The organism is Klebsiella sp. GG_Kp173 (assembly GCF_040062415.1).
In the GTDB taxonomy this organism is placed as follows: domain Bacteria; phylum Pseudomonadota; class Gammaproteobacteria; order Enterobacterales; family Enterobacteriaceae; genus Klebsiella; species Klebsiella quasipneumoniae.
This window is the reverse complement of record NZ_JBEAFZ010000002.1, coordinates 236041-260531: the sequence shown is the minus strand read 5'-3', so window position 1 is coordinate 260531 and position 24491 is coordinate 236041. Positions and strand designations below refer to the sequence as shown.

Annotated in this window: 21 protein-coding genes and 1 pseudogene; 12 read left to right on the top strand and 10 right to left on the bottom strand. The window is 57.5% G+C overall.

Annotated features, from left to right (window positions below; genetic code table 11):
• Nucleotides 1–63: 63 nt before the first annotated feature.
• Together ABLU50_RS03065 and yccS are read left to right on the top strand one after the other, a co-directional pair.
• A complete protein-coding gene (locus tag ABLU50_RS03065; RefSeq protein ID WP_087832936.1) occupies nucleotides 64–510 on the top strand; it encodes a YccF domain-containing protein in 447 nt (148 codons plus the stop codon).
• A 17-nt stretch (nucleotides 511–527) separates the two neighbouring features.
• The gene (gene yccS / locus ABLU50_RS03060) at nucleotides 528–2663 is read left to right on the top strand and encodes a YccS family putative transporter (RefSeq protein ID WP_004201435.1); all 2136 of its coding nucleotides are present in this window, start codon (nucleotides 528–530) and stop codon (nucleotides 2661–2663) included.
• A 10-nt stretch (nucleotides 2664–2673) separates the two neighbouring features.
• On the opposite strand, the gene ABLU50_RS03055 is transcribed toward yccS, so the two are convergent.
• Complete coding sequence (locus tag ABLU50_RS03055; RefSeq protein WP_004201433.1) at nucleotides 2674–3270, bottom strand: TfoX/Sxy family DNA transformation protein; 597 nt, start codon at nucleotides 3268–3270, stop codon at nucleotides 2674–2676.
• A gap of 348 nt (nucleotides 3271–3618) precedes the next feature.
• On the opposite strand from ABLU50_RS03055, the gene sulA reads away from it, so the two are divergent.
• Nucleotides 3619–4128: an SOS-induced cell division inhibitor SulA gene (sulA, locus tag ABLU50_RS03050; protein WP_017899460.1), complete on the top strand. Its 510-nt coding sequence runs from the start codon at nucleotides 3619–3621 to the stop codon at nucleotides 4126–4128.
• A 352-nt stretch (nucleotides 4129–4480) separates the two neighbouring features.
• Nucleotides 4481–5551 (top strand): porin OmpA, encoded by a 1071-nt coding sequence (ompA, locus tag ABLU50_RS03045; RefSeq protein ID WP_004201430.1) that lies wholly within the window; start codon nucleotides 4481–4483, stop codon nucleotides 5549–5551.
• A 196-nt stretch (nucleotides 5552–5747) separates the two neighbouring features.
• On the opposite strand, the gene matP is transcribed toward ompA, so the two are convergent.
• Nucleotides 5748–6200 (bottom strand): macrodomain Ter protein MatP, encoded by a 453-nt coding sequence (gene matP / locus ABLU50_RS03040; RefSeq protein ID WP_002898404.1) that lies wholly within the window; start codon nucleotides 6198–6200, stop codon nucleotides 5748–5750.
• 185 nt (nucleotides 6201–6385) lie between these two features.
• Here matP and ABLU50_RS03035 point away from each other — a divergent pair, with 185 nt between their 5' ends.
• Entirely contained in the window at nucleotides 6386–8143 is a 1758-nt protein-coding gene (locus ABLU50_RS03035; protein ID WP_048323579.1) for a Lon protease family protein, read from the top strand.
• Nucleotides 8144–8212: 69 nt separating this feature from the next.
• Nucleotides 8213–8731 (top strand): bifunctional 3-hydroxydecanoyl-ACP dehydratase/trans-2-decenoyl-ACP isomerase, encoded by a 519-nt coding sequence (gene fabA, locus ABLU50_RS03030; protein WP_004201428.1) that lies wholly within the window; start codon nucleotides 8213–8215, stop codon nucleotides 8729–8731.
• A 68-nt stretch (nucleotides 8732–8799) separates the two neighbouring features.
• Here the strand turns inward: fabA and rmf are convergent, their stop codons facing one another.
• The 6 genes from rmf to rlmKL form a co-directional block, all read right to left on the bottom strand.
• Entirely contained in the window at nucleotides 8800–8967 is a 168-nt protein-coding gene (gene rmf / locus ABLU50_RS03025) for a ribosome modulation factor (RefSeq protein WP_002898396.1), read from the bottom strand.
• 252 nt (nucleotides 8968–9219) lie between these two features.
• The gene (gene pqiC / locus ABLU50_RS03020) at nucleotides 9220–9783 is read right to left on the bottom strand and encodes a membrane integrity-associated transporter subunit PqiC (protein ID WP_060656398.1); all 564 of its coding nucleotides are present in this window, start codon (nucleotides 9781–9783) and stop codon (nucleotides 9220–9222) included.
• Entirely contained in the window at nucleotides 9783–11420 is a 1638-nt protein-coding gene (gene pqiB / locus ABLU50_RS03015; RefSeq protein ID WP_004201423.1) for an intermembrane transport protein PqiB, read from the bottom strand. The genes pqiC and pqiB overlap by 1 nt, the downstream gene beginning before the upstream one ends.
• Nucleotides 11410–12678 carry a membrane integrity-associated transporter subunit PqiA gene (gene pqiA / locus ABLU50_RS03010; RefSeq protein ID WP_004201422.1) on the bottom strand — a complete coding sequence of 423 codons (1269 nt, stop codon included), beginning with the start codon at nucleotides 12676–12678 and terminating at the stop codon, nucleotides 11410–11412. The genes pqiB and pqiA overlap by 11 nt, the downstream gene beginning before the upstream one ends.
• A 14-nt stretch (nucleotides 12679–12692) precedes the next feature.
• Nucleotides 12693–14600 carry an ABC transporter ATP-binding protein gene (locus ABLU50_RS03005; protein WP_004201421.1) on the bottom strand — a complete coding sequence of 636 codons (1908 nt, stop codon included), beginning with the start codon at nucleotides 14598–14600 and terminating at the stop codon, nucleotides 12693–12695.
• Between the two features lie 12 nt (nucleotides 14601–14612).
• Nucleotides 14613–16718 carry a bifunctional 23S rRNA (guanine(2069)-N(7))-methyltransferase RlmK/23S rRNA (guanine(2445)-N(2))-methyltransferase RlmL gene (gene rlmKL / locus ABLU50_RS03000; RefSeq protein ID WP_057214199.1) on the bottom strand — a complete coding sequence of 702 codons (2106 nt, stop codon included), beginning with the start codon at nucleotides 16716–16718 and terminating at the stop codon, nucleotides 14613–14615.
• Nucleotides 16719–16817: 99 nt separating this feature from the next.
• Between rlmKL and ABLU50_RS02995 the strand changes: the two genes are divergently transcribed.
• Entirely contained in the window at nucleotides 16818–17927 is a 1110-nt protein-coding gene (locus tag ABLU50_RS02995) for a YcbX family protein (RefSeq protein WP_087832935.1), read from the top strand.
• Here ABLU50_RS02995 and zapC read toward each other — a convergent pair.
• Both zapC and pyrD read right to left on the bottom strand, forming a co-directional pair.
• Nucleotides 17924–18466, bottom strand: a complete 543-nt coding sequence (gene zapC, locus ABLU50_RS02990) for a cell division protein ZapC (RefSeq protein WP_002898308.1) — start codon at nucleotides 18464–18466, stop codon at nucleotides 17924–17926. The genes ABLU50_RS02995 and zapC overlap by 4 nt on opposite strands.
• Nucleotides 18467–18634: 168 nt before the next feature.
• Nucleotides 18635–19645: a quinone-dependent dihydroorotate dehydrogenase gene (gene pyrD, locus ABLU50_RS02985; RefSeq protein WP_004201417.1), complete on the bottom strand. Its 1011-nt coding sequence runs from the start codon at nucleotides 19643–19645 to the stop codon at nucleotides 18635–18637.
• Between the two features lie 248 nt (nucleotides 19646–19893).
• On the opposite strand from pyrD, the gene ssuE reads away from it, so the two are divergent.
• The 5 genes and pseudogenes from ssuE to ssuB all read left to right on the top strand — a co-directional run bounded on the left by ssuE (nucleotide 19894) and on the right by ssuB (nucleotide 24138).
• Nucleotides 19894–20469 carry an NADPH-dependent FMN reductase gene (gene ssuE, locus ABLU50_RS02980; RefSeq protein WP_087832934.1) on the top strand — a complete coding sequence of 192 codons (576 nt, stop codon included), beginning with the start codon at nucleotides 19894–19896 and terminating at the stop codon, nucleotides 20467–20469.
• Nucleotides 20462–21461 (top strand): annotated as a pseudogene (locus ABLU50_RS02975) (sulfonate ABC transporter substrate-binding protein). Before ssuE ends, ABLU50_RS02975 begins: the two are co-directional and overlap by 8 nt.
• Nucleotides 21421–22566: an FMNH2-dependent alkanesulfonate monooxygenase gene (ssuD, locus tag ABLU50_RS02970; protein WP_004201414.1), complete on the top strand. Its 1146-nt coding sequence runs from the start codon at nucleotides 21421–21423 to the stop codon at nucleotides 22564–22566. The pseudogene ABLU50_RS02975 and the gene ssuD overlap by 41 nt, the downstream one beginning before the upstream one ends.
• 10 nt (nucleotides 22567–22576) lie before the next feature.
• A complete protein-coding gene (ssuC, locus tag ABLU50_RS02965) occupies nucleotides 22577–23368 on the top strand; it encodes an aliphatic sulfonate ABC transporter permease SsuC (RefSeq protein WP_004201413.1) in 792 nt (263 codons plus the stop codon).
• On the top strand, nucleotides 23365–24138 hold the full coding sequence (ssuB, locus tag ABLU50_RS02960; RefSeq protein WP_004201411.1) for an aliphatic sulfonates ABC transporter ATP-binding protein: 774 nt from the start codon (nucleotides 23365–23367) through the stop codon (nucleotides 24136–24138). Before ssuC ends, ssuB begins: the two co-directional genes overlap by 4 nt.
• Nucleotides 24139–24491: the final 353 nt, after the last annotated feature.

Here is a 24491-nt window from a genome sequence, read left to right as displayed (position 1 = left end):
TCCAGCGCAAAAAAACGTTACAATTGTCAGGTCTTCTTATCCACAGGGCAAAACCGAGGGTTTATGCGTACCATTCTGAATATTCTGAACTTTATCCTTGGCGGTTTCGCCACCACTTTAGGCTGGCTGCTCGCCACCCTGGTCAGCATTATGCTGATCGTCACGCTGCCGCTGACTCGTTCCTGCTGGGAAATCACTCTCCTTTCGTTATTCCCCTACGGTAACGAGGCGATTCATGTTGATGAGCTCGAGCCTGGTCGACAAAACAGTCTGCTGAACGCCGGCGGCACCATCCTGAACATTTTGTGGTTTATTTTTTTCGGCTGGTGGTTGTGCCTGATGCATATTTTCAGCGGCATCGCCCAGTGCCTGACTATCATAGGCATCCCGGTGGGGATCGCTAATTTTAAAATCGCCGCCATCGCCCTCTGGCCAGTGGGGCGCCGGGTCGTCTCTGTGGAAACCGCGCGCGCCGCGCGTGAAGCCAATGCGCGTCGTCGCTTTCAGTAACCGAACGGAACACGGACATGATTAGCCCCCTGCTACGCCGCTACACCTGGAACAGCGCCTGGCTTTATAACGTACGCATTTTTATCGCGCTCTGCGGCACGACGCTGTTTCCCTGGTGGATCGGCGAAGTCAAACTCACCATCCCCCTCACCCTCGGCGTCGTGGCCGCGGCGCTGACCGACCTTGACGACCGTCTGGCGGGCCGTCTGCGCAACCTCGCCATTACTCTGGTTTGCTTTTTCATCGCCTCCGCCTCTGTGGAGCTGCTGTTTCCGTGGCCGCCGCTGTTTGCCCTTGGTCTGACCGTGTCTACCATCGGCTTTATTTTGCTCGGCGGCCTCGGCCAGCGCTATGCGACCATTGCCTTCGGCGCCCTGCTTATCGCCATCTACACCATGCTTGGCGTTACGCTGTACGATCACTGGTATCTGCAGCCGTTGTTCCTGCTGGCGGGTGCCGTGTGGTACAACCTGCTGACGCTGTCCGGCCACCTGATCTTTCCGATTCGTCCACTGCAGGACAACCTGGCGCGTAGCTATGAGCAACTGGCCCGCTATCTGGAGCTCAAATCACGGCTGTTTGATCCAGACCTTGAGGATGAGAGCCAGGCGCCGCTGTACGATCTGGCCCTCGCCAACGGCCAGCTGGTGGCGACCCTTAACCAAACCAAGGTTTCACTGTTGACCCGTCTACGAGGCGACCGTGGGCAGCGCGGTACTCGTCGCACGCTGCAGTATTACTTTGTGGCCCAGGATATTCATGAACGCGCCAGCTCATCGCATATCCAATATCAGACCCTGCGCGATCAATTCCGCTACAGCGATGTGATGTTCCGTTTCCAGCGCATGCTGTCGATGCAGGCGCAGGCCTGTCAGAAACTCTCGCGGGCGATTCTGCTGCGCGAACCCTATCAGCATGATGCCCATTTCGAACGGGCGTTTATGCATCTCGATGCAGCACTCGAGCGCGTGCGCGCCGGCGGCGCATCCGACGAGCAGCTCAACGCCCTCGGCTATTTACTCAATAACCTGCGCGCTATTGATGCGCAACTGGCCACCATTGAATCGGTGCAAACCACGGCGCCCGCCGGGAGTAATACCGAGACGCTGCTGGCCGACGACAGGCTCGGCGGGCTGAACGATATCTGGCTGCGCCTGCAGCGCAATATGTCGCCAGAGTCAGCCCTCTTTCGCCACGCGGTGCGTATGTCGCTGGTGCTTTGCGCCGGCTACGCTTTTATCCAGTTTACCGGGCTTCAGCACGGCTACTGGATCCTGCTGACCAGCTTGTTCGTCTGTCAGCCGAACTATAACGCCACCCGCCATCGCCTGGCGTTGCGGATCATCGGCACCCTGGTCGGGGTGGCGATCGGCCTGCCGGTCCTCCTGCTGGTACCGTCGGTTGAAGGACAGCTGCTGCTGATCGTTCTCACCGGCGTGCTGTTCTTTGCCTTCCGTAACGTGCAGTACGCCCATGCCACGATGTTTATTACGCTGCTGGTGCTGCTGTGCTTTAACCTGCTTGGCGAAGGTTTTGAAGTCGCCCTGCCGCGCATCATTGATACGCTGATCGGCTGCGCCATCGCCTGGGCGGCGGTGAGCTTCATCTGGCCGGACTGGAAATTCCGCAACCTGCCACGGGTGTTGGATCGCGCGATGAACGCGAACTGCCGTTATCTGGATGCCATCCTGGAGCAGTACCACCAGGGCCGCGACAACCGGTTGGCCTACCGTGTCGCACGCCGTGACGCCTACAACCGCGATGCTGAGCTGGCTTCCGTCGTCTCGAACTTGTCGACGGAACCACGGGCGGATGCCGCACAGCGCGAGACCGCCTTTCGCCTGCTGTGTCTCAATCATACCTTCACCAGCTACATCTCCGCCCTCGGCGCGCATCGGGAAAAACTGTCCACGCCGGACATCCTCGCCCTGCTGGATGATGCGGTCTGCTATGTGGATGATGCCTTACATCATACCCCAGCGGATGAACAGCGAGTGCAGAAGGCGTTGGCCAGCCTGCAAGACCGGATCCACCATCTGGAGCCGCGCGCGGACAGTAAAGAGCCCCTTGTGTTACAACAGATTGGCCTGCTGCTGGCGCTGTTGCCTGAAATCTGCCGCCTGCAGCAGCGGGTACACGCTCAAACGGAATAACCGTTGTCCACTAGCGGGCAGCCGCCCATTCCAGAAGCTCCTGACGCCGTGGCGTCGGGAGCGCGGCGGCATGGACGCCAACGATAGCCCCCTCCAGCGCCAGCAAGACGTTGTGTGATAGGGAAGCATTGTTCTCACGCAGCTTTAGCCAAGCCTGGCGGGCGCCCACCTCCCGTAGTGCTAACACGTCTGGTATGCCCGAGTGAATCAGCTGCAATTCCATATGAAAGCTGATATTAGGTAAATCCTTCAGGCGTCCCGACGACCGGCGGCGACATTTTTCACGCTGGGCGCTCTGCCACGACATCAGCGATAAGCGGAAAAGCTGTTTCTCATCGCGCCACAAGGCATCGTCAATTTGATAATACTTTAGCGGCACGATGCGCCCATGTCGGCGCAGCATCAATAAAGGATTATGGTGTTCTACCCGATAGGCAGCGCTCTGCTCGCAGGCTTTCAGATAAATATTTCCCTCTGCCACCATCGCAAACACGGTATCTTCGATAGCCAGGCTGTAGCCGCCAAACAGGGGGCGAGAGTGAAGTTGACCCAGCGGTGAGACGCAGGCCTGAAATTGCGGGAGCCGCGGACATACAAGTTTTTTCATGATCATTCCTTTGTGAATCATGTAATTAAACTTAAGTTGTTAACGGATCCGCTAAGAGAAAACATAAGGGACTTCCCTGGCAGCAGCAAGATGATTTTTGCCTGCTTTGCCACCAGAGTGCGGTTTTGCGAGACGCTTTCAGAAAATTGCAGCTGTTGCTGCAACTGGAAGACAGGAGAGAAAGGATTAGCCGGCGTTAAGGATAGTGTTGAGGTCAGCCGCAAAGCCGGACAGTCAGGGTGGCTGAAAGTGATTAAATTTCCATCAGCAAAATGACAAATTGCGGTTGATCTTTTCCCCTGGTGGATATACTGTATATGCATACAGTAACTACAGGCGGGATAGACTATGTTTACTTCAGCTCACGCAAACCGTTCAGCACAGGCTTCTGCTCCGGCAGGCCACTACGCTCATCGTTCTGGCGAACAGGCCGCCAATGGGCTGATCAGTGAAATTGTCTATCGTGAAGATCAACCCATGATGACACAGTTGTTGTTGCTACCTTTATTACAGCAGCTGGGTCAACAGTCTCGCTGGCAGCTGTGGCTTACGCCGCAACAAAAGCTTAGCCGCGAGTGGGTTCAGTCTGCCGGTCTGCCGCTGTCTAAAGTCATGCAAATTAGCCAGCTCTCTCCTTGCCATACCGTAGACTCTATGATCCGCGCCCTGCGCACCGGTAATTATAGTGTGGTTATCTGCTGGCTGGCGGAGGAGTTAACCGCTGACGAACATGAGCGTCTGGTCAATGCCGCCCAGGAAGGCTGCGCGATGGGGTTCATCATGCGCCCGGTCCGAAATCAGGGCACGCTCGGCAGACAACTCAGCGGGCTAAAAATTCACTCAAATTTGTATCATTGAGTGAAATTAGGATTATTCCTGGAATTTTTTTTACCGGTGGTAAAGGCGTTGTGTTTTTTAGGGTCTTTTTCGCGGAATGCCTGCCACACGGGGATTTGTGCCTTTTTTTCGTGTACGAAAATCAACCATATTTGTTAAATATTGTGTACACAACCCTTTTTTTTCATATGCCTGACAGAGTTCACACTTGTAAGTTTTGAACTAAGTTGTAGACTTTACATCGCCAGGGGTGATCGGCTTACGCTGCATGTATCAGCATAGTTAACAACAAGTCACGCCCCCGGTGAAGGATTTAACCGTGAGGTCTTTTGTAACTTCATGGCGAATTTTGGATGATAATGAGGCGCAAAAAATGAAAAAGACAGCTATCGCGATTGCAGTGGCACTGGCTGGCTTCGCTACCGTAGCGCAGGCCGCTCCGAAAGATAACACCTGGTATGCAGGTGGTAAACTGGGTTGGTCCCAGTATCACGATACCGGTTTCTACGGTAACGGTTTCCAGAACAACAATGGTCCGACCCGTAACGATCAGCTTGGTGCTGGTGCGTTCGGTGGTTACCAGGTTAACCCGTACCTCGGTTTCGAAATGGGTTATGACTGGCTGGGCCGTATGGCATATAAAGGCAGCGTTGATAACGGTGCTTTCAAAGCTCAGGGCGTTCAGCTGACCGCTAAACTGGGTTACCCGATCACTGACGATCTGGATATCTACACCCGTCTGGGCGGCATGGTTTGGCGCGCTGACTCCAAAGGCAACTACGCTTCCACCGGCGTTTCCCGTAGCGAACACGACACTGGCGTTTCCCCAGTATTTGCTGGCGGCGTAGAGTGGGCTGTTACTCGTGACATCGCTACCCGTCTGGAATACCAGTGGGTTAACAACATCGGCGACGCTGGCACTGTTGGTACCCGTCCTGATAACGGCATGCTGAGCCTGGGTGTTTCCTACCGTTTCGGTCAGGAAGATGCTGCACCGGTTGTAGCTCCGGCTCCGGCTCCGGCTCCGGAAGTGGCTACCAAGCACTTCACCCTGAAGTCTGACGTACTGTTCAACTTCAACAAAGCGACCCTGAAACCGGAAGGTCAGCAGGCTCTGGATCAGCTGTACACCCAGCTGAGCAACATGGATCCGAAAGACGGTTCCGCAGTTGTTATGGGCTTCACCGACCGTATCGGTTCCGAAGCTTACAACCAGCAGCTGTCTGAGAAACGTGCTCAGTCCGTTGTTGACTACCTGGTTGCTAAAGGCATCCCGGCTGGCAAAATCTCCGCTCGCGGCATGGGTAAATCCAATCCGGTTACTGGCAACACCTGTGACAACGTGAAAGCTCGCGCTGCCCTGATCGACTGCCTGGCTCCGGATCGTCGTGTAGAGATCGAAGTTAAAGGCTACAAAGAAGTTGTAACTCAGCCTGCGGCTTAAGTTATCACTGATGAAAAAACCCGCTTCGGCGGGTTTTTTTATGCCTTCTCGCTCGCTTTAGCGGCTGAGGGCTGAAAGCTGATAGCTGATAGCTGATAGCTGATAGCTGATAGCTAAAGACCGTGAGCGATGGATTGTGCATTGTCGACCGTGCGCTGCGACCTGCGCCTTAGCAACCGCTAATCGGGCATGCCGGTTACTCTTTACCCAGCAGTACCTGCAGATCGTGCTTCAGGCTCGACATTTTACTGGCATATTTCTCTTTATGCTCAGCATCCTCAATCAGCTGAACAATGGTTTCGGACAAGGTTTTCCCCCGCCGCTGCGCCAGACCGGCAAGGCGCTGCCAGACGACAAACTCAAGGTCGATCGACTTCTTACGCGTATGCTGATGCTCGGCGTTAAAATGGCGTTTCCGTCGCGCGCGGATAGTCTGCTTCATGCGGTTCATCAGCGCCGGATTCATATGCTGCTCAATCCAGGCATGCACCAGCACAGGTTCATTCTCGAGCGTCAGCAAGTCATCTACCGCAGCTTGCGCAGCGCTGGCCTCAATGTAGCGGGTAATCAGCTCACCTTCCCGGTGCTTCTTTACCAGATATTTCCATTTCCAGCCGCTTTCAAGATTTTCCAGTTGTTGATATTTCATTGCGATCTCAATGTGACCGTGTAACTCATTTCAGGATATCAGTTTTTTCCTGATGTGCTGAATATAAATCATTATTCGTGATGTGGATGGCCGGGTAATCATCGGGGTACTCATAATCCTCCGTGTGCTCTGACGCGGCATCAGGTATAATTGCGCGCTTTACATCTAACTAAAAAACAGCGACTTTGACCATTACGAAACTGACCCGAACCGACCTTGCGCCTGATCTGGAACCTTACCAGGCGCTGTTTGCTCAAGCGGAACTCTCTCATCCGGCCCCCTCCCTCTCGGGCGATCTTCAGCCGCGTTTGTTCTATGCGCTTGAGCAGCTGCTGTGCACCCCGGCAGTCTCCTCCTTCATGCTGGTGAAAGCCCCTGAGGAGCCGGAATATCTGCAATGGCTGGCGGCTGAAACTCGTACGCTGCACGAACCTGCCGCACCGCTTCACGGAGTCCGCTATGAGGTTAACGGCGCTCACGTGACGCTCGCGCCGGCGCAACGCGCTGAAGATAATTTTGCCAGTACCGCTCCGGTCGTGGCGGCCGATTGGCTGGAGGCGGAACAGCTGTTTGGCTGCGTACGCCAGTTTAACGGTGAAATCACACTTCAGCCTGGCCTGGTCCATCAGGCCAACGGCGGCGTGCTGGTGCTTTCACTACGCACACTACTGGCACAACCGCTACTGTGGGTGCGCCTGAAAAATATGGTGACCCGTCAACGCTTTGACTGGCTCTCCATCGATGAATCACGGCCGCTGCCGGTCAGCATCCCTTCCATGCCGCTGAGCCTGAAAGTCATGCTGGTGGGCGAACGCGAATCTCTGGCCGATTTCCAGGAAATGGAGCCAGAGCTCTCTGCCCAGGCCATCTATAGTGAGTATGAAGACACCCTGCAGTTTGCAGACGCCGATACGCTGAAGGCCTGGTGCCAGTGGGTATGGCAGAATGCACAGCAGCTGGAACTACCGGGCCCGGCGAGCGATGCCTGGCCACTGCTGATCGATGAAGGGACGCGCTACACCGGCGACCAGGAGACCCTGCCGCTCAGCCCGCTATGGATAGCCCGCCAGCTGCGTGAGTCTGCCGCCTTCTGCGAAGGCGAAGAGATTACCGGCGAAGCGATGCAGACGATGCTGGCGCGCCGTGAGTGGCGTGAGGGCTACCTGGCGGAGCGTATGCAGGATGAAATCCTGCAGGAACAGATCCTGATTGAAACCGAAGGCGAATGCGTCGGGCAGATTAACGCCCTCTCGGTCATTGAATTCCCCGGTCATCCACGCGCCTTCGGCGAACCTTCGCGCATCAGCTGCGTCGTGCACATTGGCGACGGCGAGTTTATCGACGTCGAGCGTAAAGCCGAGCTGGGCGGCAACATTCATGCGAAAGGCATGATGATCATGCAGGCTTTTCTGATGTCCGAGCTGGAGCTGGAGCAACAACTCCCCTTCTCCGCTTCGCTGACCTTTGAGCAGTCCTACAGTGAAGTGGATGGCGACAGCGCCTCCATGGCTGAACTCTGCGCCTTAATCAGCGCTCTGGCCAACGTGCCGATTAATCAAAGCATCGCGATCACCGGCTCTGTCGACCAGTTTGGTCGTGTGCAGCCGGTCGGCGGTCTGAACGAGAAAATTGAAGGCTTCTTCACTATCTGCCAGCAGCGCGGTTTAACCGGCAAACAGGGAGTGATTATCCCTGCCGCCAACGTTCGCCATCTTAGCCTGAGCCACGAGCTACGTCAGGCCGTTGCCGACAACCAGTTTGCTATCTGGGCAATAGACGATATTAGCGAAGCGCTGCCGATGTTGACCCAGCTGATGTGGGACGGTGAAGGACAGACGCTGCGACAAACCATTCAGGAGCGGATAGCGCAGGCGACCCAGCAGGAGACTCGCCATCGTTTTCCGTGGCCGCTACGCTGGTTAGGTGGGACAAGTTCTAACTGATCGGACTTGTTCAGCTTACACGTGTTAGCTATCCTGCGTCCCGAACTTAAAATAAGGCTTACTGAAAACATGGTAGATAAACGCGAATCCTATACAAAAGAAGATCTTCTTGCCTCTGGTCGTGGTGAACTGTTCGGCGCGAAAGGCCCGCAGTTGCCGGCGCCAAACATGCTGATGATGGACCGCGTCATCAAAATGACCGAAACCGGTGGTAACTACGACAAAGGTTATGTTGAGGCCGAACTCGACATCAACCCGGACCTGTGGTTCTTCGGTTGCCACTTTATCGGCGATCCGGTGATGCCGGGCTGCCTGGGCCTGGATGCCATGTGGCAGCTGGTGGGTTTCTATCTCGGCTGGCTCGGTGGCGAAGGCAAAGGCCGCGCGCTGGGCGTTGGCGAAGTGAAATTCACGGGTCAGGTTCTGCCGACCGCGAAAAAAGTGACCTACCGCATCCACTTCAAGCGCATCGTTAACCGTCGTCTGATTATGGGCCTTGCGGATGGTGAAGTGCTGGTTGACGATCGCCTGATCTACACCGCAAGCGATCTGAAAGTGGGTCTGTTCCAGGATACTTCCGCTTTCTGATAACGTTCAGCAGCGATTAAAAGGCGAAGCCCCCGCTATGCGGAGGCTTCTTTTTTAAAGAGACAGTGTCAGGCCGTTAGTACCCTGTCCTCCATGGCTTCTCGCCAGCCTCCCAGCCACCATGAGCGTTGATTAAGGCTCTGGTATGGACACATTTCTTTCGATCTTCCTGCGATACCCGCCTGATATCCGCGTTGATGTGCCCGTTCCAGGCGATCTCGTTTTTGTCTCTTCATGCCTCGTTTCCCTCATTCTTTGATCTGGTGGAAAAGAAAACAGTGGTCGCAAATTATGCAGCCACGGGTTACGAATACCGCGAAATGAAGGCAACGTCAATGCGCAAAATTCACGCCATTGTCATATTTGTGACCTATATAAGAGTTCATTTTTTGTTCATCTGACACACCGGCCGGTAACGAACTGACCTGACAAAAAAAAGCCGTGCGGCTCAGATGAACCGCACGGCAGATCAGCGTGATGAATTTTACTTATGGCAGACGGTTAAGCTCGCTGGCAATGGCCGCCGCCTCCTGGCTCCACGCCTGCGCCAGGGTCTTGACCATCGCGTCATAACCATCGTTATCCTGCTTAAGCACGATGTTGAACGGGCGCTTGATCAGCTGTCCCTGATGCTTCAGCAGCCACTCACCGCTGACGATAACACGCCCGTCGTACCGTCCGTGAAAGCCATTGACCGCGACGTTGAGCGTATCCTGCTCGCTACCCAGCGGCTGGGATGACACCACCCAGCCCGGCAGCTGTTGGCTCAGGTTCGCCACCAGCGTGGTGCGCAGCTGCTGGTCCAGTGGGCTGGCCCACAGATTATTATTGGCGATCACATACTGCACGTCGGTGGTCTGATAGACCACCCCGTTACCCGCCAGGTAATCCGGGATGCTGACCTGCTCAACCCACAGCAGACGCGCCCCCTGGCTGGCGGCGCTCTGTGCGCCGCCCTGCGCCACCGGCAGCTGGTAATACGTTTTGCTTTCGCCGCCGCTACTGCACGCCGTCAGCACGCATACGGCTGCCGCCAGTAACCATTTTTTCATTATTTCGCTCCCTTCGGCTGTGGGTCTTTTTTATCCTTCGCCTCAAATACCAGCGCATTGCTCTTATCATTGAGCGTTTTCAGGACCGGCTGCAATTCACGCAGCACCTGATCCAGACGCTGCATATCGGCCACCATCTTATTGTAGGCCGCGGAGCCCGGCTGGAAGCCCTGCATGCTGCGGTTCAGCTCGCGCAGCGTCGTCTGCATATCCGCAGGTAACTGCTGCATCGACTGGCTGGAGGTGATCTTATTCAGACTATCCAGCGTGGTCTGCACGTGCTGCATGGTCTTCTCGCTCTGCGCCAGGGTGCTGGTCGCCTGCTCCAGTAACGGATTGAGCGGCAGGTTATTAATCTTATCCAGCGCATCCATCAGACGCTGCTGGATCTGCGCCAGACCACCGCTGATGGTCGGGATAATCGGATAGCCGTTAAACTCCTGAATTTTCCCGCGCGGCGGCGCCTTCGGATAGAAGTCGAGATCGATATACAGCGCGCCGGTCACCAGGTTACCGGTTTTCAGCGAGCCGCGCAGTCCGCGGTTGATCAGATCGTCAATATGGGCACGAATATTCGGATCGCCGCCCAGCTGGTTAATCAGACGTTGCGGTTCAACCCGCACTTCCACCGGAATGCGATAATCGTCGTTCAAACGCTGCTTCAGACCGGGAATGAAGAACGGCACTTTGCCGACGGTTCCCAGACGGATGCCGCGGAACTCTACCGGCGCGCCCGGCTGCAGGCCGCGAACCGAGTCTTTGAAGAACATCACATAGTCAATATGTTCGGTAAAGACCGAATCCTGGATGCTCTTCTGATCGTCAAATAAATGGTATTCCGTTTTATTTGCCACCGGCTCGCCGAGATCCAATCCTTCAGGAATATCGAAGCTCACGCCGCCGCCAAACAGCGTCGACAGCGAACCCATCTCGACGCGCATCCCCGCCGAAGTCAAATCTACAGCGATGCCGCTGTCCTTCCAGAAGCGGACATTGGTGGTCACCAGGCGGTCATTGGGCGCATTGATAAACAACTGATAAGTGATACGACGTTTCTGGGTGTCGAAGGTGCTGGTTTCCACCGACCCCACGCGATAGCCGCGGAACAGCACCGGATCGCCCGGCGACAGCTGCCCCGCCTTGCTGCTTTCCAGCAGAATACGGATCCCCTTGGCATCCGGCGAGGCCAGCGGCGGAGAATCCAGTAGCGGATACTGCGCTGGCACTGAACCTTTCGTCCCCGGCTGCAGTTCAATATAGGCCCCGGACAACAATGTCCCAAGACCGCTGATCCCCTCGCGACCTACCTGCGGTTTCACCACCCAAAAGACGGAATCGTTGTGCAGTAATTTCTGCATCCCTGAGTTGAGGCGGGCTTTGATTTCCACGTGGGTTAAATCGTCGGTCAGCGTCGCGCTCTCCACTACCCCAACGTCCACGCTGCGGCTCTTGATGCGGGTTTTTCCCCCTTCAATCCCTTCCGCGTTGGTGGTGATCAGCGTGACCTCAGGGCCCTGATGGCTGTAATGATAGAACAGGATCCACGCCCCGATCAGCGCAGTGACGATAGGAAAGATCCACACCGGTGACCAGTTCTTCACCTTCTGCACTTTCGCTTCTCCGCTCTTATTTTCCATGTTGTTGTATTTCCTCATGGCTTGAATCTGGCTCACGATCCCACAGTAAACGGGGATCAAACGTCATGGCTGAAAACATGGTCATCACCACCACCAGCGCAAACATCACCGCGCCGATAGCGGGATAGATATTCATCAACCCTCCCATGCGCACCAGCGCAGAGAGTACGGCGATGACAAAAACATCAATCATTGACCAGCGGCCAACAAATTCCACCACTTCATAGATCAGATGCATACGTTCCGAATCGCGCTCACCGTTGCCATTGGCGTTCCAGCACAGCCAGGCAATAGCGATCATCTTCAGCGTCGGCACCATAATACTGGCGATAAAGATCACCAGCGCCACCGGATAAGAACCTTCGCTCCACAGTAAAACGACCCCAGCCATAATGGTCGACGGCATTTTATCGCCCAACAGATCGGTGATCATGATCGGCATAATATTGGCAGGAAGATAAAGGATAAATGAGGTCACCAGCAGCGCCAGCGTCCACTGCAGGCTGTTTTTACGCCGCGCCGTTCCTTTACTGTGACAGCGCGGGCAGATCGTCAGATCGGCCGGCAACACCGCCGTGCAGCACGCGCAGGAGCGCAGCCCCTGGCGGATACCGGCCACACCGACCTTCAGCGGTTGGGTAATGGCCGGCATGGGGGCGATATCATCCCACAGCCAGCGGCGGTCGACGCACTGAAAAGTACGTAACTGCAGCAGGCAAAACATACACCACGGCACAAAACTCAGACCAATGCCGATATCGCCGTAGGCCATCAGCTTGACGAAGCTCACCAGCACGCCGGCAAGAAAGATCTCCGCCATGCCCCAGGTTTTCAGGTGGAACAGAATACGCGCAAGGAACGCCTTGAGACCAGCGGGCATTCTGACCCGATTGACCAGCAGCAGAATGGTGACCAGGCAAAACGCCGGTACCAGCTGCACAAAGAGTAAAAAGAAAGTGCCGAGGCTGGCGTAATCCTCGGTAAATAACACATTGGGAATTTCCAGTAGCTCTATTTCGCTGCTGATCCCGCCCACTTTCATATAGATGAACGGAAAGAGGTTGGCCAACAGCAGCATAAACAGCGCAACCAGCGCATACGCCGTGGGACGCTGGCGAGGCGCGTCCCACGTGGTGGTTAATGTTGTACCGCAGCGCGGACAAGCGGCTTTCTGGCGATGCTCAAGCTGCGGCAAAGCCACCAGCAAATCACATTGGGGACATAAAATATGTCGCGCAGCATGATGATGATCGCACATGACAACTCCTCGGCTCAGGCGCCGTTCTTTAATCCTTCGAGATATTCCCAGCGTTCAAAGGCCGCTTCCAGCGCCTGTTCCGCTTCGGCCAGCTTTGCCAGCACCTGCTGCGTGCGATCGTGCGGTTGTCCAAAGAAGTCGGGATCGGCCACCTGCTCCTGCAGCGTCTGCAGTTCGGCCTCGAGGGCTTCCAGCTTCTGCGGCAGCTGTTCCAGCTCGCGCTGCAGGTTATAGCTTAGTTTGTTCCCGCCGCGTTTGACAGTTTCTGCTTTTGGCTGAGCGACTTCCAACGTTTTTTTCGCTGCCGGCTGCTTCTGCGCCAACGACTGGGCCTGCTGTCCGCGGGCGTCGTGATAGCCGCCGATATACTGGCCGATGCGACCGCCGCCTTCGAAGATCCAGCATTCGGTTACGGTGTTATCCACGAACTGACGATCGTGGCTCACCAGCATCACGGTGCCCTGATAGCCATCGATCAGCTCTTCCAGCAGCTCCAGCGTTTCGACATCCAGGTCGTTTGTCGGTTCATCGAGAATCAACAAGTTGCTGGGTTTCAAAAACAGCCGCGCCAGCAGCAGGCGGTTACGTTCCCCGCCAGAGAGCGCCCGCACCGGAGTCATCGCCCGTTTCGGATGGAACAGGAAGTCCTGCAGATAGCCCAGCACATGGCGCGGCTTACCGTTAACCATCACCTCCTGCTTACCTTCCGCAAGGTTATCCATCACCGTCCGGTCCGGATCCAGCTCTGCGCGGTGCTGGTCGAAGTAGGCGACTTCCAGTTTGGTACCGACGTGGATCCGCCCGCTGTCGGCCTGCAGCTGGCCAAGCATCAGCTTCAGCAGCGTGGTTTTCCCGCAGCCGTTGGGGCCAATCAGGGCAATCTTGTCGCCGCGCTGGATCTGCGCGGAGAAATCTTTCACCAGCACTTTGCCATCAACCTGATAGTTGACGTTCTCCATTTCGAAAACGATTTTGCCGGAGCGCGAAGCCTCTTCAACCTGCATCCTGGCACTGCCCATCACTTCCCGGCGCTCGCCGCGCTCACGACGCATCGCCTTCAGGGCGCGAACGCGGCCTTCGTTACGCGTGCGGCGCGCTTTGATCCCCTGACGGATCCACACTTCTTCCTGAGCGAGCTTGCGGTCGAATTCCGCATTCTGCAGTTCTTCAACCCGCAGGGCTTCTTCTTTATCCAGCAGATACTGATCGTAATCGCCCGGGTAGGTCACCAGCTTGCCGCGATCGAGGTCGACGATGCGCGTCGCCATATTGCGGATAAAGGAGCGGTCGTGCGAAATAAAGATAATGGTGCCTTTAAAGGTTTTCAGGAACCCTTCCAGCCAGTCGATGGTTTCGATATCCAGGTGGTTGGTAGGTTCATCGAGCAGCAGCACGCGCGGCCCGCTGACCAGCGCGCGGCCCAGCGCCGCTTTACGCAGCCAGCCGCCGGACAGGGAGGCCAGCTGCGCATTGGCGTCAAGGCCAAGCTGCTCAATCACTTCGTTAATGCGGCTGTCCAGCTGCCACAGCCCCAGGTTATCGAGCTGCTCCTGCAGGCGCGCCAGTTCATTTAAATTTTTGTCGCTCGGATCGGTCATGACCTGATGTGATACGTCATGGTAGGCCTTCAGGTAGGCCGCCTGCTCGGCGATGCCTTCCGCGACAAAATCGTACACCGTACCAGCGACATTACGCGGCGGATCCTGCTGCAGACGCGCCACAATCAGATCCTGTTCATAAATAATGCGCCCGTCATCCAGCCCCTGCTCGCGATTGAGGATCTTCATCAGGGTCGATTTACCGGCGCCGTTGCGTCCGACGAGGCAGACGCGCTCGTTATCTTCGATATGCAGCTCGGCATTATCCAGCAGCGGCGCATCGCTGAAGGAAAGCCAGGCGCCGTGCATACTAATCAGTGACATTCTTTATTCCTTTCAGGCTGCGGTAATCAGCCAGCAGTTGTGGATCTGACGGTTGCGGGCAAAATCCTGCGACAGCGTTTTTTGCGAAATCTCTTGCGCCTTCAGGCCAAGCGCCGCCAGCCCGTCATGATCCATACGGAAACCGCGTTTGTTATTCGAGAACATAATGGTGCCGCCTTTACGCAGCAGACGTTTCAGATCGGTCATCAGGCGAATGTGATCGCGCTGGACGTCGAAAGCATCCTCCATTCGTTTGGAGTTGGAGAAGGTCGGCGGATCGATAAAGATCAGATCGAACTGCTCGGTGCTCTCCCGCAGCCAGCCCAGGACGTCCGCCTGCATCAGGCGATGCGCGCGGCCGGTCAGGCCATTGAGACGCAGGTTGCGTTCCGCCCACTCCAGATAGGTGCGCGACATATCCACCGTGGTGGTGGAGCGAGCGCCGCCGAGGCCGGCGTGGACGCTGGCGCTGCCGGTATAGGAGAACAGGTTGAGGAAATCCTTGCCTTTGCTCATCTGGCCAAGCATACGGCGGGCGATCCGGTGGTCGAGGAACAGACCGGTATCCAGGTAGTCGGTGAGGTTGACCCACAGACGCGCGTTGTACTCCTGCACCTCGATAAAGTCGCCTTTCTCCGCCATCTTCTGATACTGATTTTTCCCCTTTTGCCGCTCGCGGGTCTTCAGCACCAGCTTGTTCGGCGCGATTCCTAACACCGCGATAGTCGCGGCGATAATATCGAACAGGCGCTGGCGCGCTTTGTGCGCATCGACGGTTTTCGGCGGGGCATACTCCTGGACCACCACCCAGTCGGCGTAGCGATCGATGGCCACGTTGTATTCCGGCAGGTCAGCATCGTACAGGCGATAGCATTCAATGCCTTCCTGACGGGCCCATTTTTCAAACTTCTTCAGGTTCTTACGCAGACGGTTAGCAAAATCTTCCGCCAGCATCGCCGGCTTGCCGCCTTCGCTCTCTGCCAGGTGATAATTCTTCTGCACGCAGTCCAGCGGGCCGTTCTTGGCTTTAAACTGTTTGTCGGCGCGCAGCTGCAGGCAGCTTAACAGCTCCGGCGAGGCGCTGAACACCGACAGGTTCCAGCCGCCAAACTGACTTTTCATGATCCGGCCCAGCAAGCTGTGCAGGGCGATCAGCGCCGGCTCGCTTTCCAGACGCTCGCCGTACGGCGGGTTGCTGATCACGGTGCCGTACGGGCCTTTCGGCAGCGGATTATTCAGCTGGGCGACGTCTTTGACTTCAAAATCGATCAGCTCGCCGATGCCGGCCCGACGGGCGTTGCGGCGGGCGCGGTCAATGACGCGTGCGTCGACATCGGATCCATAGAAGCGTGAACCATATGAAGCCAGTCCCTGACGGGCGCGGGTTTGCGCTTCCGCTTTCACTTCTTTCCAGATGACGTCGTCGTGCTGTGCCCAGCCGCCGAAGCCCCAGTGGCCGCGGTGCAGGCCCGGCGCGCGGTCGGTCGCCAGCATCGCCGCCTCAATCAGCAGGGTACCGGAGCCGCACATCGGATCGAGCAGCGGGGTGCCCGGCACCCAGCCGGAGCGCATCACGATCGCCGCCGCGAGGTTTTCTTTGATCGGCGCCATACCGGTGCCATCGCGGTAGCCGCGCAGGTGCAGGCCTTCGCCGCTCAGATCCAGCGAGATGTGCGCCGTCTCTTTGTTCAGCCAGACGTTGATCCGCAGATCGGGCGACTCACGATCGACGTTCGGGCGCGGCAGATTCTTACGGGTGAAGCTGTCGACAATAGCGTCTTTGACCTTCAGCGCGCCGTACTGGCTGTTGCGGATCTCCTCATTGAGACCGCTAAAATGCACCGCGAAGGTGGCGCCAGGGTTGAACATCTCCGTCCACGGAATGGCCTGTACGCCGAGGTACAGATCCAGATCGCTGTATACGCGACACTCGCCCAGCGGCAGCATGATGCGCGAAGCCAGCCGGCTCCACATCAGGCTCTGATACAGCAGGCGCGTATCCCCCTGAAAATGGACCCCGCCCTGGACTACCTGGCAGTCCGTCGCGCCAAGCCCTTCCAGTTCAGTTTTTAACAGCTCTTCCAGCCCACGAGCCGTACTGGCAAACAGAGAATTCATATCGTCACTTTTACTTAAAGAAAATTGGTGCGCATTATAGCCAATATGTGCCCTATGTCATAAAGTTATAGGCTTATTTTTGGAACCCGGAGGCAGCGTATGGTAACGCTCTCGCGTCTTTTTATTCATCCCGTTAAATCCATGCGCGGCATAGGCCTGACCCACGCCTTTGCCGATATCAGCGGCCTGGCCTTCGATCGCCTGTTTATGGTCACCGAAACCGACGGCACCTTTATTACCGCCCGTCAGTTTCCGCAAATGGTGAAATTTATTCCGGCGCCGCTGCATGATGGCCTTCACCTGACCGCACCGGACGGCAGCAGCGCCGTGGTGCGTTTTAACGATTTCGCCCCTCAGGCCGAACCGACAGAAGTCTGGGGCAACCATTTTACCGCCCTTATAGCGCCTGAAGCGGTTAATCAGTGGCTCAGCGGCTTTTTCAATCGCGATGTCCAGCTGCGCTGGCTGGGGCCACAGTTAACCCGCCGGGTGAAGCGCCACGATGCGGTACCGCTCTCCTTCGCCGACGGCTACCCTTACCTGCTGGCGAACGAGGCCTCCCTGCGCGATCTGCAGCAGCGCTGCCCGGCCAGCGTAAGCATAGAACAGTTTCGCCCTAATCTCGTGGTCACCGGCGCGGCGGCCTGGGATGAAGACAGCTGGAAAGTGATCCGCGTCGGCGAGGTGGTATTTGACGTCGCCAAACCGTGCAGCCGCTGCATTTTTACCACCGTCAGTCCGGAGCGCGGGCAGAAGCATCCCAGCGGAGAGCCGCTGGAAACTTTAAAGCGCTTCCGCACCGCGCAGGATAATGGCGAAGTCGACTTTGGTCAGAACCTGATTGCCCGTAACAGCGGCGTGATCCGGGTGGGGGATGAAGTGGAAATCCTCGCCCGCGGCCCGGCGAAAGCCTACGGCGCCGGCGAAAGCGACGATACCCCGGCTCCCGAGGCGCAGCAGCAGGCCACGGTTGCCATTGAATGGCAGGGTCAACAATTTACCGGCAATAACCAGCAGGTGCTGCTGGAACAACTGGAGCAACAGGGCATTCGCGTACCCTACTCGTGTCGGGCGGGGATCTGCGGCAGCTGCCGCATCCGTCTTGAAGAGGGGGAAGTGAGTCCGTTAAAGAAAAACGCGGTCGCCGGAGATGGCACCATTCTCGCCTGCAGCTGCGTGCCGAAAACGGCGCTGCGCCTGGCGCCTTAAACCGCCTGCCCCAGGCTGTAGCTGACCGCGCTCTGCGCCGGCTGCAGCCTGTCGTTCATGATTTTAATGACATCGCCCAGCTGCATAACCCGGCCGGCAAGCGTAAGACCCGGCTGAGCCAACAGACAGAGCGCGGCATTATCGCCCGGCTCCACCACCAGTAAATTCACCTGCTCGCCGGTATCGCTCAGCCAGACGCAGGCCGCGTCGCCGCCGCTCGGCTGCCAGTGATGGGTATGGGCGATAAAGTGCCAGCTTTTCGGCATCTGCGGTTTGAGAAAACGGATGGCGGTGAGCGCGTTAAGGACTAATTCCGCACGCTGCTCTTTCGATAGCTCGAGATCGCGACATTTTTCTTCAAAAGAGAAATAGAGCGCGGCGTCATCAACGCAGAATCCCGATGGGGCAAAGGCGTCCGGCGTCAGCATGCGCCGGGCGAAGCGCGAGCGAAATAACATGCCATTGGCCAGATCGAGCATCATGCGGTCGTGCTCTTCATCGTAATACCAACGCCAGTTATCGTCAGGTTTAATCCGCATTTTTCCCCCTGTCCCCTTTCATACGCCTCTGCAAAGCTGTTGCGACTTACCGCAGAATATTTTCTAAAATTAAGAAAAGTCTAAAATGTTTAAATAAGCAACAGTGAGGGAATATAAAACAACCAGGGCCGGAAATAAAGCCCTGGGGGGATTCAAAGGGGTAAAAGATTAGATGTGGGTAACAATTTCTTTAATCAGCGGCGGACCTTTAAAAATAAATCCGGAATAAATCTGCACCAGCGATGCCCCAGCGGCCATCTTTTCCCGCGCGGCAATCACGGAATCAATACCGCCCACGCCAATGATAGGCAAACGGCCATTCAACTCTGCGGAGAGCATGCGAATAATTTCGGTACTCTTTAATTGTAATGGACGACCGCTAAGCCCGCCGGTCTCATCGCAATGTTTCATTCCCTGGACCAGAGAACGATCGAGAGTAGTATTGGTGGCAATCACCCCATCAATATTATGACGCACGAGGCTATCGGCAACCTGGATCAATTCCTCAGGCAAAAGATCCGGCGCGATCTTCACGGCGACCGGAACATATTTTTGATGCTTCTGCTGCAGCTCAAGCTGCTTATTTTTAATACCGGAGAGTAAATCGTCGAGCGCTTCGCCGTATTGCAGCGTGCGCAGCCCCGGGGTGTTCGGCGAGGAGATATTAATGGCGATATAGCCAGCGTAGGGATAGACTTTTTCCATACAAATCAGGTAATCATCTTTCCCGTGCTCAACCGGCGTATCTTTATTTTTACCGATATTGATGCCCAGCACGCCGTCAAAATGCGCCTTTTTCACGTTCTCGACCAGGTTATCGACGCCATGGTTATTAAAGCCCATGCGGTTGATCAACCCCTCAGCATCCACCAGACGGAAGATCCTTGGCTTATCGTTGCCCGGCTGCGGACGCGGCGTCACGGTGCCGATCTCAATGGAGCCAAAACCCATCGCGCCCAGCGCGTCAATGCATTCCCCGTTTTTATCCAGCCCGGCCGCCAGACCCAGCGGGTTTTTAAAGGTCAGCCCCATGCAGGTGACAGGCCTGGCCGGCACCTTCTGGCGAACCAGGATTTCCAGCGGCGTCCCGGTGACACGGCGTAATTGTTGAAAAGTAACTTCATGAGCGCGCTCAGGATCGAGCTGAAAAAGGGCTTTACGAACGAAGGGGTAGTACATGAACTCTCCTGGATTCCCGGTGTGCAAACCGGGGGCGTATTATGTGCGATCTGTTGCGGAAAGGGAATTGACCTGCGACAAAAAATCCCCCATCAGCGCAAACGATTACCTCCCCGCGCGCCGTTATGCGCTTTTCGGCTATCTAACGGTGGATAAATCATTTAGGGAAATAATGGCCCTCTGTCACACTCACTATAAATGTTATCAATTATAGATAAATGCAAACATTTAGTTATAAGGAGAGAGAGATGCGCGTCATTACGCTTGCGGGCAGCCCGCGTTACCCTTCCCGTTCCAGCGCCCTGCTGGAATATGCCAGAGAGACGCTCACCGCCGCCGATATCGAAGTCTGCCACTGGCATCTGCAGAACTTTGCCCCGGAAGACCTTCTCTACGCTCGCTTTGACAACCCGGCGCTGCAGACGCTCAATGAGCAGCTTGTCGGGGCTGACGGCTTGATCATCGCCACGCCGGTGTATAAAGCCTCGTTTTCCGGCGCCCTGAAAACGCTGCTCGACCTGCTTCCTGAGCGGGCGCTGGAGGGCAAAATCGTACTGCCGCTGGCCACCGGCGGCACCATCGCCCACATGCTGGCGGTGGACTACGCCCTGAAGCCGGTGCTGAATGCCCTCAAGGCTCAGGAGATCCTCCACGGCGTCTTCGCCGACGACAGCCAGGTGACCGATTACCAGCACAAGCCGCAGTTTACCCCGAACCTGCAGCGGCGCCTCGATGAAGCCCTCGAGACCTTCTGGCAGGCGCTGCACCGCCCCAGCAGCCGCGCGCCGTCATTAACGTCTCTGCGTGGGGTGGAACATGCTTAATCCTCTCCGCGCTCTGACCCTCGGCGGACTGCTACTCTTTTCCACCCTGGGCCACGCCGCCCCGGCGGCGCCTGACGCCCTGCGCATCGGTTATCAGAAAGGCAGCGTCAGCATGGTGCTGGCGAAAAGCCATCAGCTGCTGGAGCAGCGCTACCCAAAGACCCATATCTCGTGGATAGAATTCCCGGCCGGTCCGCAGATGCTGGAGGCGCTGAACGTTGGCAGCATCGATATCGGCAGCACTGGCGACATTCCGCCTATCTTTGCGCAGGCGGCGGGCGCCGATCTGGTGTATATCGGTTCGGAACCGCCCAAGCCCAAAGCGGAAGTGATTCTGGTGGCGCAGGGCAGCCCGATTCATAACGTTGCTGAGCTGAAAGGAAAAAAGGTCGCTTTTCAGAAAGGCTCCAGCTCCCACAATCTGCTACTGCGCGCCCTGCAGCTGGCAGGTTTGAAGTTTAGCGACATTCAGCCGGTCTATCTCGCCCCCGCCGATGCGCGAGCCGCCTTCCAGCAGGGCAATGTCGACGCCTGGGCGATCTGGGATCCGTATTACTCCGCCGCGCTGCTGCAGGGCGGCGCCCGGGTGCTAACCGACGGAACCGACCTGAAACAGACAGGATCCTTCTATCTCGCTTCCCGCCCTTACGCTGAACGCAATGGCGCCTTTATTGAGGGTGTACTCGATACCTTTACGCAGGCCGATGCCCTGACCCATAGCCAGCGCGCGCAAAGCATTACGCTGCTGGCGAAAACGATGGGGTTACCGGAGGCGGTGATCGCCAGCTACCTGGACCATCGTCCCCCCACCTCGGTTACCCCGGTGAGCGCCGAAACCGCCGCTCGCCAGCAGCAGACGGCCGACCTGTTCTATGAGAACAAGCTGGTGCCGAAAAAAGTTGATATCCGGGCCCGCATCTGGCAGCCCGCCGCCGCACAAGGAGCGAAATCATGAGTCTGAATATGTTCTGGTTTTTACCGACCCATGGTGATGGTCGTTATCTGGGTACCGAAGAGGGAGCCCGTCCGGTCGATTATGGCTATCTGCAGCAAATCGCGCAGACGGCGGATCGGCTGGGGTTCACCGGCGTGCTGATCCCGACCGGGCGCTCATGTGAAGATGCCTGGCTGGTTGCGGCCTCGATGATCCCGGTAACGCAGCGGCTGAAATTTCTTGTCGCCCTCAGGCCAAGCGTGGTGTCGCCGACGGTGGCCGCGCGCCAGGCGGCGACCCTGGACCGACTGTCAAACGGCCGGGCGCTGTTCAATCTGGTCACCGGCAGCGATCCCGCCGAGCTGGCTGGCGACGGTGTCTTCCTCGACCACACCGAGCGCTATGAGGCCTCGGCTGAATTTACCCACATCTGGCGCAAGCTGATGGAAGGGGAAACTGTCACCTTTAACGGTAAGCATCAGCGCGTTCGCGACGCTAAACTGCTGTTTCCGCCGCTCCAGCAGCCGCGTCCGCCGCTCTATTTCGGCGGCTCGTCTGAGGTGGCGCAGGATCTGGCCGCTGAGCAGGTCGATCTCTATCTTACCTGGGGGGAACCACCGGCCCAGGTGGCAGAGAAAATTGCTCAGGTGCGGGAGAAAGCCGCCCGGCACGGTCGCCGGGTGCGTTTCGGCATCCGCCTGCATGTGATCGTGCGGGAAACCAATGAGGAAGCCTGGCAGGCAGCGGACAGCCTTATCTCTCATCTTGATGATGAGACTATCGCCCGCGCCCAGGCAGCCTTCGCCAGAACCGACTCCGTCGGCCAGCAGCGGATGGCGGCCCTGCACAATGGCCGACGCGATAAGCTGGAAATCAGCCCCAACCTGTGGGCTGGCGTCGGTTTAGCGCGCGGCGGCGCCGGGACCGCGCTGGTGGGCGATGCCGCCACCGTGGCCGAACGGATCAATGAGTACGCCGCGCTGGGTATCGATAGCTTTATTTTCTCCGGTTATCCGCATCTGGAAGAGGCGTATCGGGTCGGCGAGCTGCTGTTCCCGCTGCTCGACGTCGCGGTGCCGTCTGTCCCGCAGCCGCAAAGCCTGCGCCTGCAGGGAGAAGCCGTCGCTAACGAGTTTATCCCGCGTAAAGTGGCGCAGAGCTGAGGAGGTCGTGATGGCAAAATCAACCCATCCCCTGTTATTACGCCTCGCCCCCTGGCTGCTGCCGGTGGGAACGGTCATTGTCTGGCAGCTGGCCTCGTCCGTCGGCTGGCTGTCGACGCGGGTGCTGCCCTCGCCGGAGGGCGTATTGAAAGCGTTCTGGACGCTCTCGGCCAGCGGTGAGCTGTGGCAGCATCTGGCCATTAGCTCGTGGCGGGCGCTGGTCGGCTTCGCCATCGGCGGCTCCATAGGGCTGGTGCTAGGCCTGATCAGCGGTCTGTCACGCTGGGGCGAGCGCCTGCTGGACACGTCGATCCAGATGCTGCGCAATGTGCCGCATCTGGCGCTGATCCCGCTGGTGATCTTGTGGTTCGGCATCGATGAGACCGCCAAGATCTTCCTCGTATCGCTGGGCACCCTGTTCCCGATCTATATCAACACCTGGCACGGGATCCGCAATATCGACCGTGGACTGGTGGAGATGGCGCGCAGCTATGGTTTATCCGGCTTTGCTCTTTTCCGTCACGTGATTTTGCCCGGCGCCCTACCCTCGATTATGGTCGGCGTGCGTTTCGCCCTCGGTCTGATGTGGCTGACGCTTATTGTCGCCGAAACCATCTCGGCGAACGCCGGTATCGGCTACCTGGCGATGAATGCGCGTGAATTTCTGCAAACCGACGTGGTGGTGGTCGCCATCATTCTTTACGCCATTCTTGGCAAACTGGCCGACGTCAGCGCCCAGCTGCTGGAGCGGCTCTGGCTGCGCTGGAACCCGGCGTATCATCTTCAGGAGGCGAACGCATGAACACTGCCCGTCTAAACCCAGGTATCCCGCTGCTGCTGAACGGGGTGACTAAACGCTATGGCGACAACACCATTCTTAACGAGCTGGATCTGCATATCCCCAGCGGCCAGTTTGTGGCGGTGGTGGGCCGCAGCGGCGGCGGCAAAAGTACCCTGCTGCGCCTGCTGGCGGGCCTGGAAACCCCGAACGCTGGCGAGCTGCTGGCGGGCGCAACGCCGCTGGCGGCGATCCAGGACGACACCCGGATGATGTTTCAGGATGCGCGCCTGCTGCCGTGGAAAACGGTGATTGATAACGTGGGGCTGGGGTTAAAAGGCGCCTGGCGCGAAGCCGCCCTGCAGGCACTGGCCAGCGTCGGACTCGAGAGTCGCGCGCAGGAGTGGCCGGCGGCGCTGTCGGGCGGGCAAAAGCAGCGCGTTGCGCTGGCCCGCGCCCTGATCCATCGCCCGCGCCTGCTATTGCTGGACGAGCCGCTGGGGGCGCTGGACGCCCTCACCCGTCTGGAGATGCAGGAGCTGATCGTCTCCCTGTGGCAGGAGCATGGCTTTACGGTCCTGCTGGTGACCCACGACGTCAGCGAAGCGGTGGCGATGGCCGACCGGGTGCTGTTAATTGAAGAGAAGAAGATCGGTCTCGATTTGAACGTGGATATTCCGCGACCGCGGCGCACCGGTTCGGCGAAGCTGGCCGAGCTGGAGGCGGAGGTACTGGATCGGGTGATGAAGCGCGGCAAGAGCGAGAGCGTGCCGCGTTTATTTAGTCATGGCTGACCGTAGTAACGGTCTGCTGTCAGAACGGGGGCATATCGTCATCCGACATGTCCCCGGCTCGCGCTTTGCTTAGTTGGGCGACCAACGACAAGTCAGCCGCGTATTCCAGACCGGGTAAGCATCGCCCCACCTGACAAAATAGAGGTATAGAAAGTAGGCAGGATAAGGCGAAGCCGCCATCCGGCACAAAGGCGGATACGCCCCCAAACCTCTCCTGCCCGGCGGCGCTCCGCTTGCGCGGGCCGACAATCGGCGCTGTTTTGCAGGTTTTATAAGCCGGGTAAGCATCGCGCCACCCGACAACATCACCGCGGCACCAGGTAACCCGGACAGGGCGCAATGTGCGCCGCAAT

Bases quoted from the DNA above. Each gene is read 5' to 3' on its own strand.
- ABLU50_RS03065 (WP_087832936.1), top strand. From the start codon at position 64: ATGCGTACCATTCTGAATATTCTGAACTTTATCCTTGGCGGTTTCGCC.
- yccS (WP_004201435.1), top strand. From the start codon at position 528: ATGATTAGCCCCCTGCTACGCCGCTACACCTGGAACAGCGCCTGGCTT.
- ABLU50_RS03055 (WP_004201433.1), bottom strand. From the start codon at position 3,270: ATGAAAAAACTTGTATGTCCGCGGCTCCCGCAATTTCAGGCCTGCGTC.
- sulA (WP_017899460.1), top strand. From the start codon at position 3,619: ATGTTTACTTCAGCTCACGCAAACCGTTCAGCACAGGCTTCTGCTCCG.
- ompA (WP_004201430.1), top strand. From the start codon at position 4,481: ATGAAAAAGACAGCTATCGCGATTGCAGTGGCACTGGCTGGCTTCGCT.
- matP (WP_002898404.1), bottom strand. From the start codon at position 6,200: ATGAAATATCAACAACTGGAAAATCTTGAAAGCGGCTGGAAATGGAAA.
- fabA (WP_004201428.1), top strand. From the start codon at position 8,213: ATGGTAGATAAACGCGAATCCTATACAAAAGAAGATCTTCTTGCCTCT.
- rmf (WP_002898396.1), bottom strand. From the start codon at position 8,967: ATGAAGAGACAAAAACGAGATCGCCTGGAACGGGCACATCAACGCGGA.
- pqiC (WP_060656398.1), bottom strand. From the start codon at position 9,783: ATGAAAAAATGGTTACTGGCGGCAGCCGTATGCGTGCTGACGGCGTGC.
- pqiB (WP_004201423.1), bottom strand. From the start codon at position 11,420: ATGGAAAATAAGAGCGGAGAAGCGAAAGTGCAGAAGGTGAAGAACTGG.
- pqiA (WP_004201422.1), bottom strand. From the start codon at position 12,678: ATGTGCGATCATCATCATGCTGCGCGACATATTTTATGTCCCCAATGT.
- ABLU50_RS03005 (WP_004201421.1), bottom strand. From the start codon at position 14,600: ATGTCACTGATTAGTATGCACGGCGCCTGGCTTTCCTTCAGCGATGCG.
- rlmKL (WP_057214199.1), bottom strand. From the start codon at position 16,718: ATGAATTCTCTGTTTGCCAGTACGGCTCGTGGGCTGGAAGAGCTGTTA.
- ABLU50_RS02995 (WP_087832935.1), top strand. From the start codon at position 16,818: ATGGTAACGCTCTCGCGTCTTTTTATTCATCCCGTTAAATCCATGCGC.
- zapC (WP_002898308.1), bottom strand. From the start codon at position 18,466: ATGCGGATTAAACCTGACGATAACTGGCGTTGGTATTACGATGAAGAG.
- pyrD (WP_004201417.1), bottom strand. From the start codon at position 19,645: ATGTACTACCCCTTCGTTCGTAAAGCCCTTTTTCAGCTCGATCCTGAG.
- ssuE (WP_087832934.1), top strand. From the start codon at position 19,894: ATGCGCGTCATTACGCTTGCGGGCAGCCCGCGTTACCCTTCCCGTTCC.
- ssuD (WP_004201414.1), top strand. From the start codon at position 21,421: ATGAGTCTGAATATGTTCTGGTTTTTACCGACCCATGGTGATGGTCGT.
- ssuC (WP_004201413.1), top strand. From the start codon at position 22,577: ATGGCAAAATCAACCCATCCCCTGTTATTACGCCTCGCCCCCTGGCTG.
- ssuB (WP_004201411.1), top strand. From the start codon at position 23,365: ATGAACACTGCCCGTCTAAACCCAGGTATCCCGCTGCTGCTGAACGGG.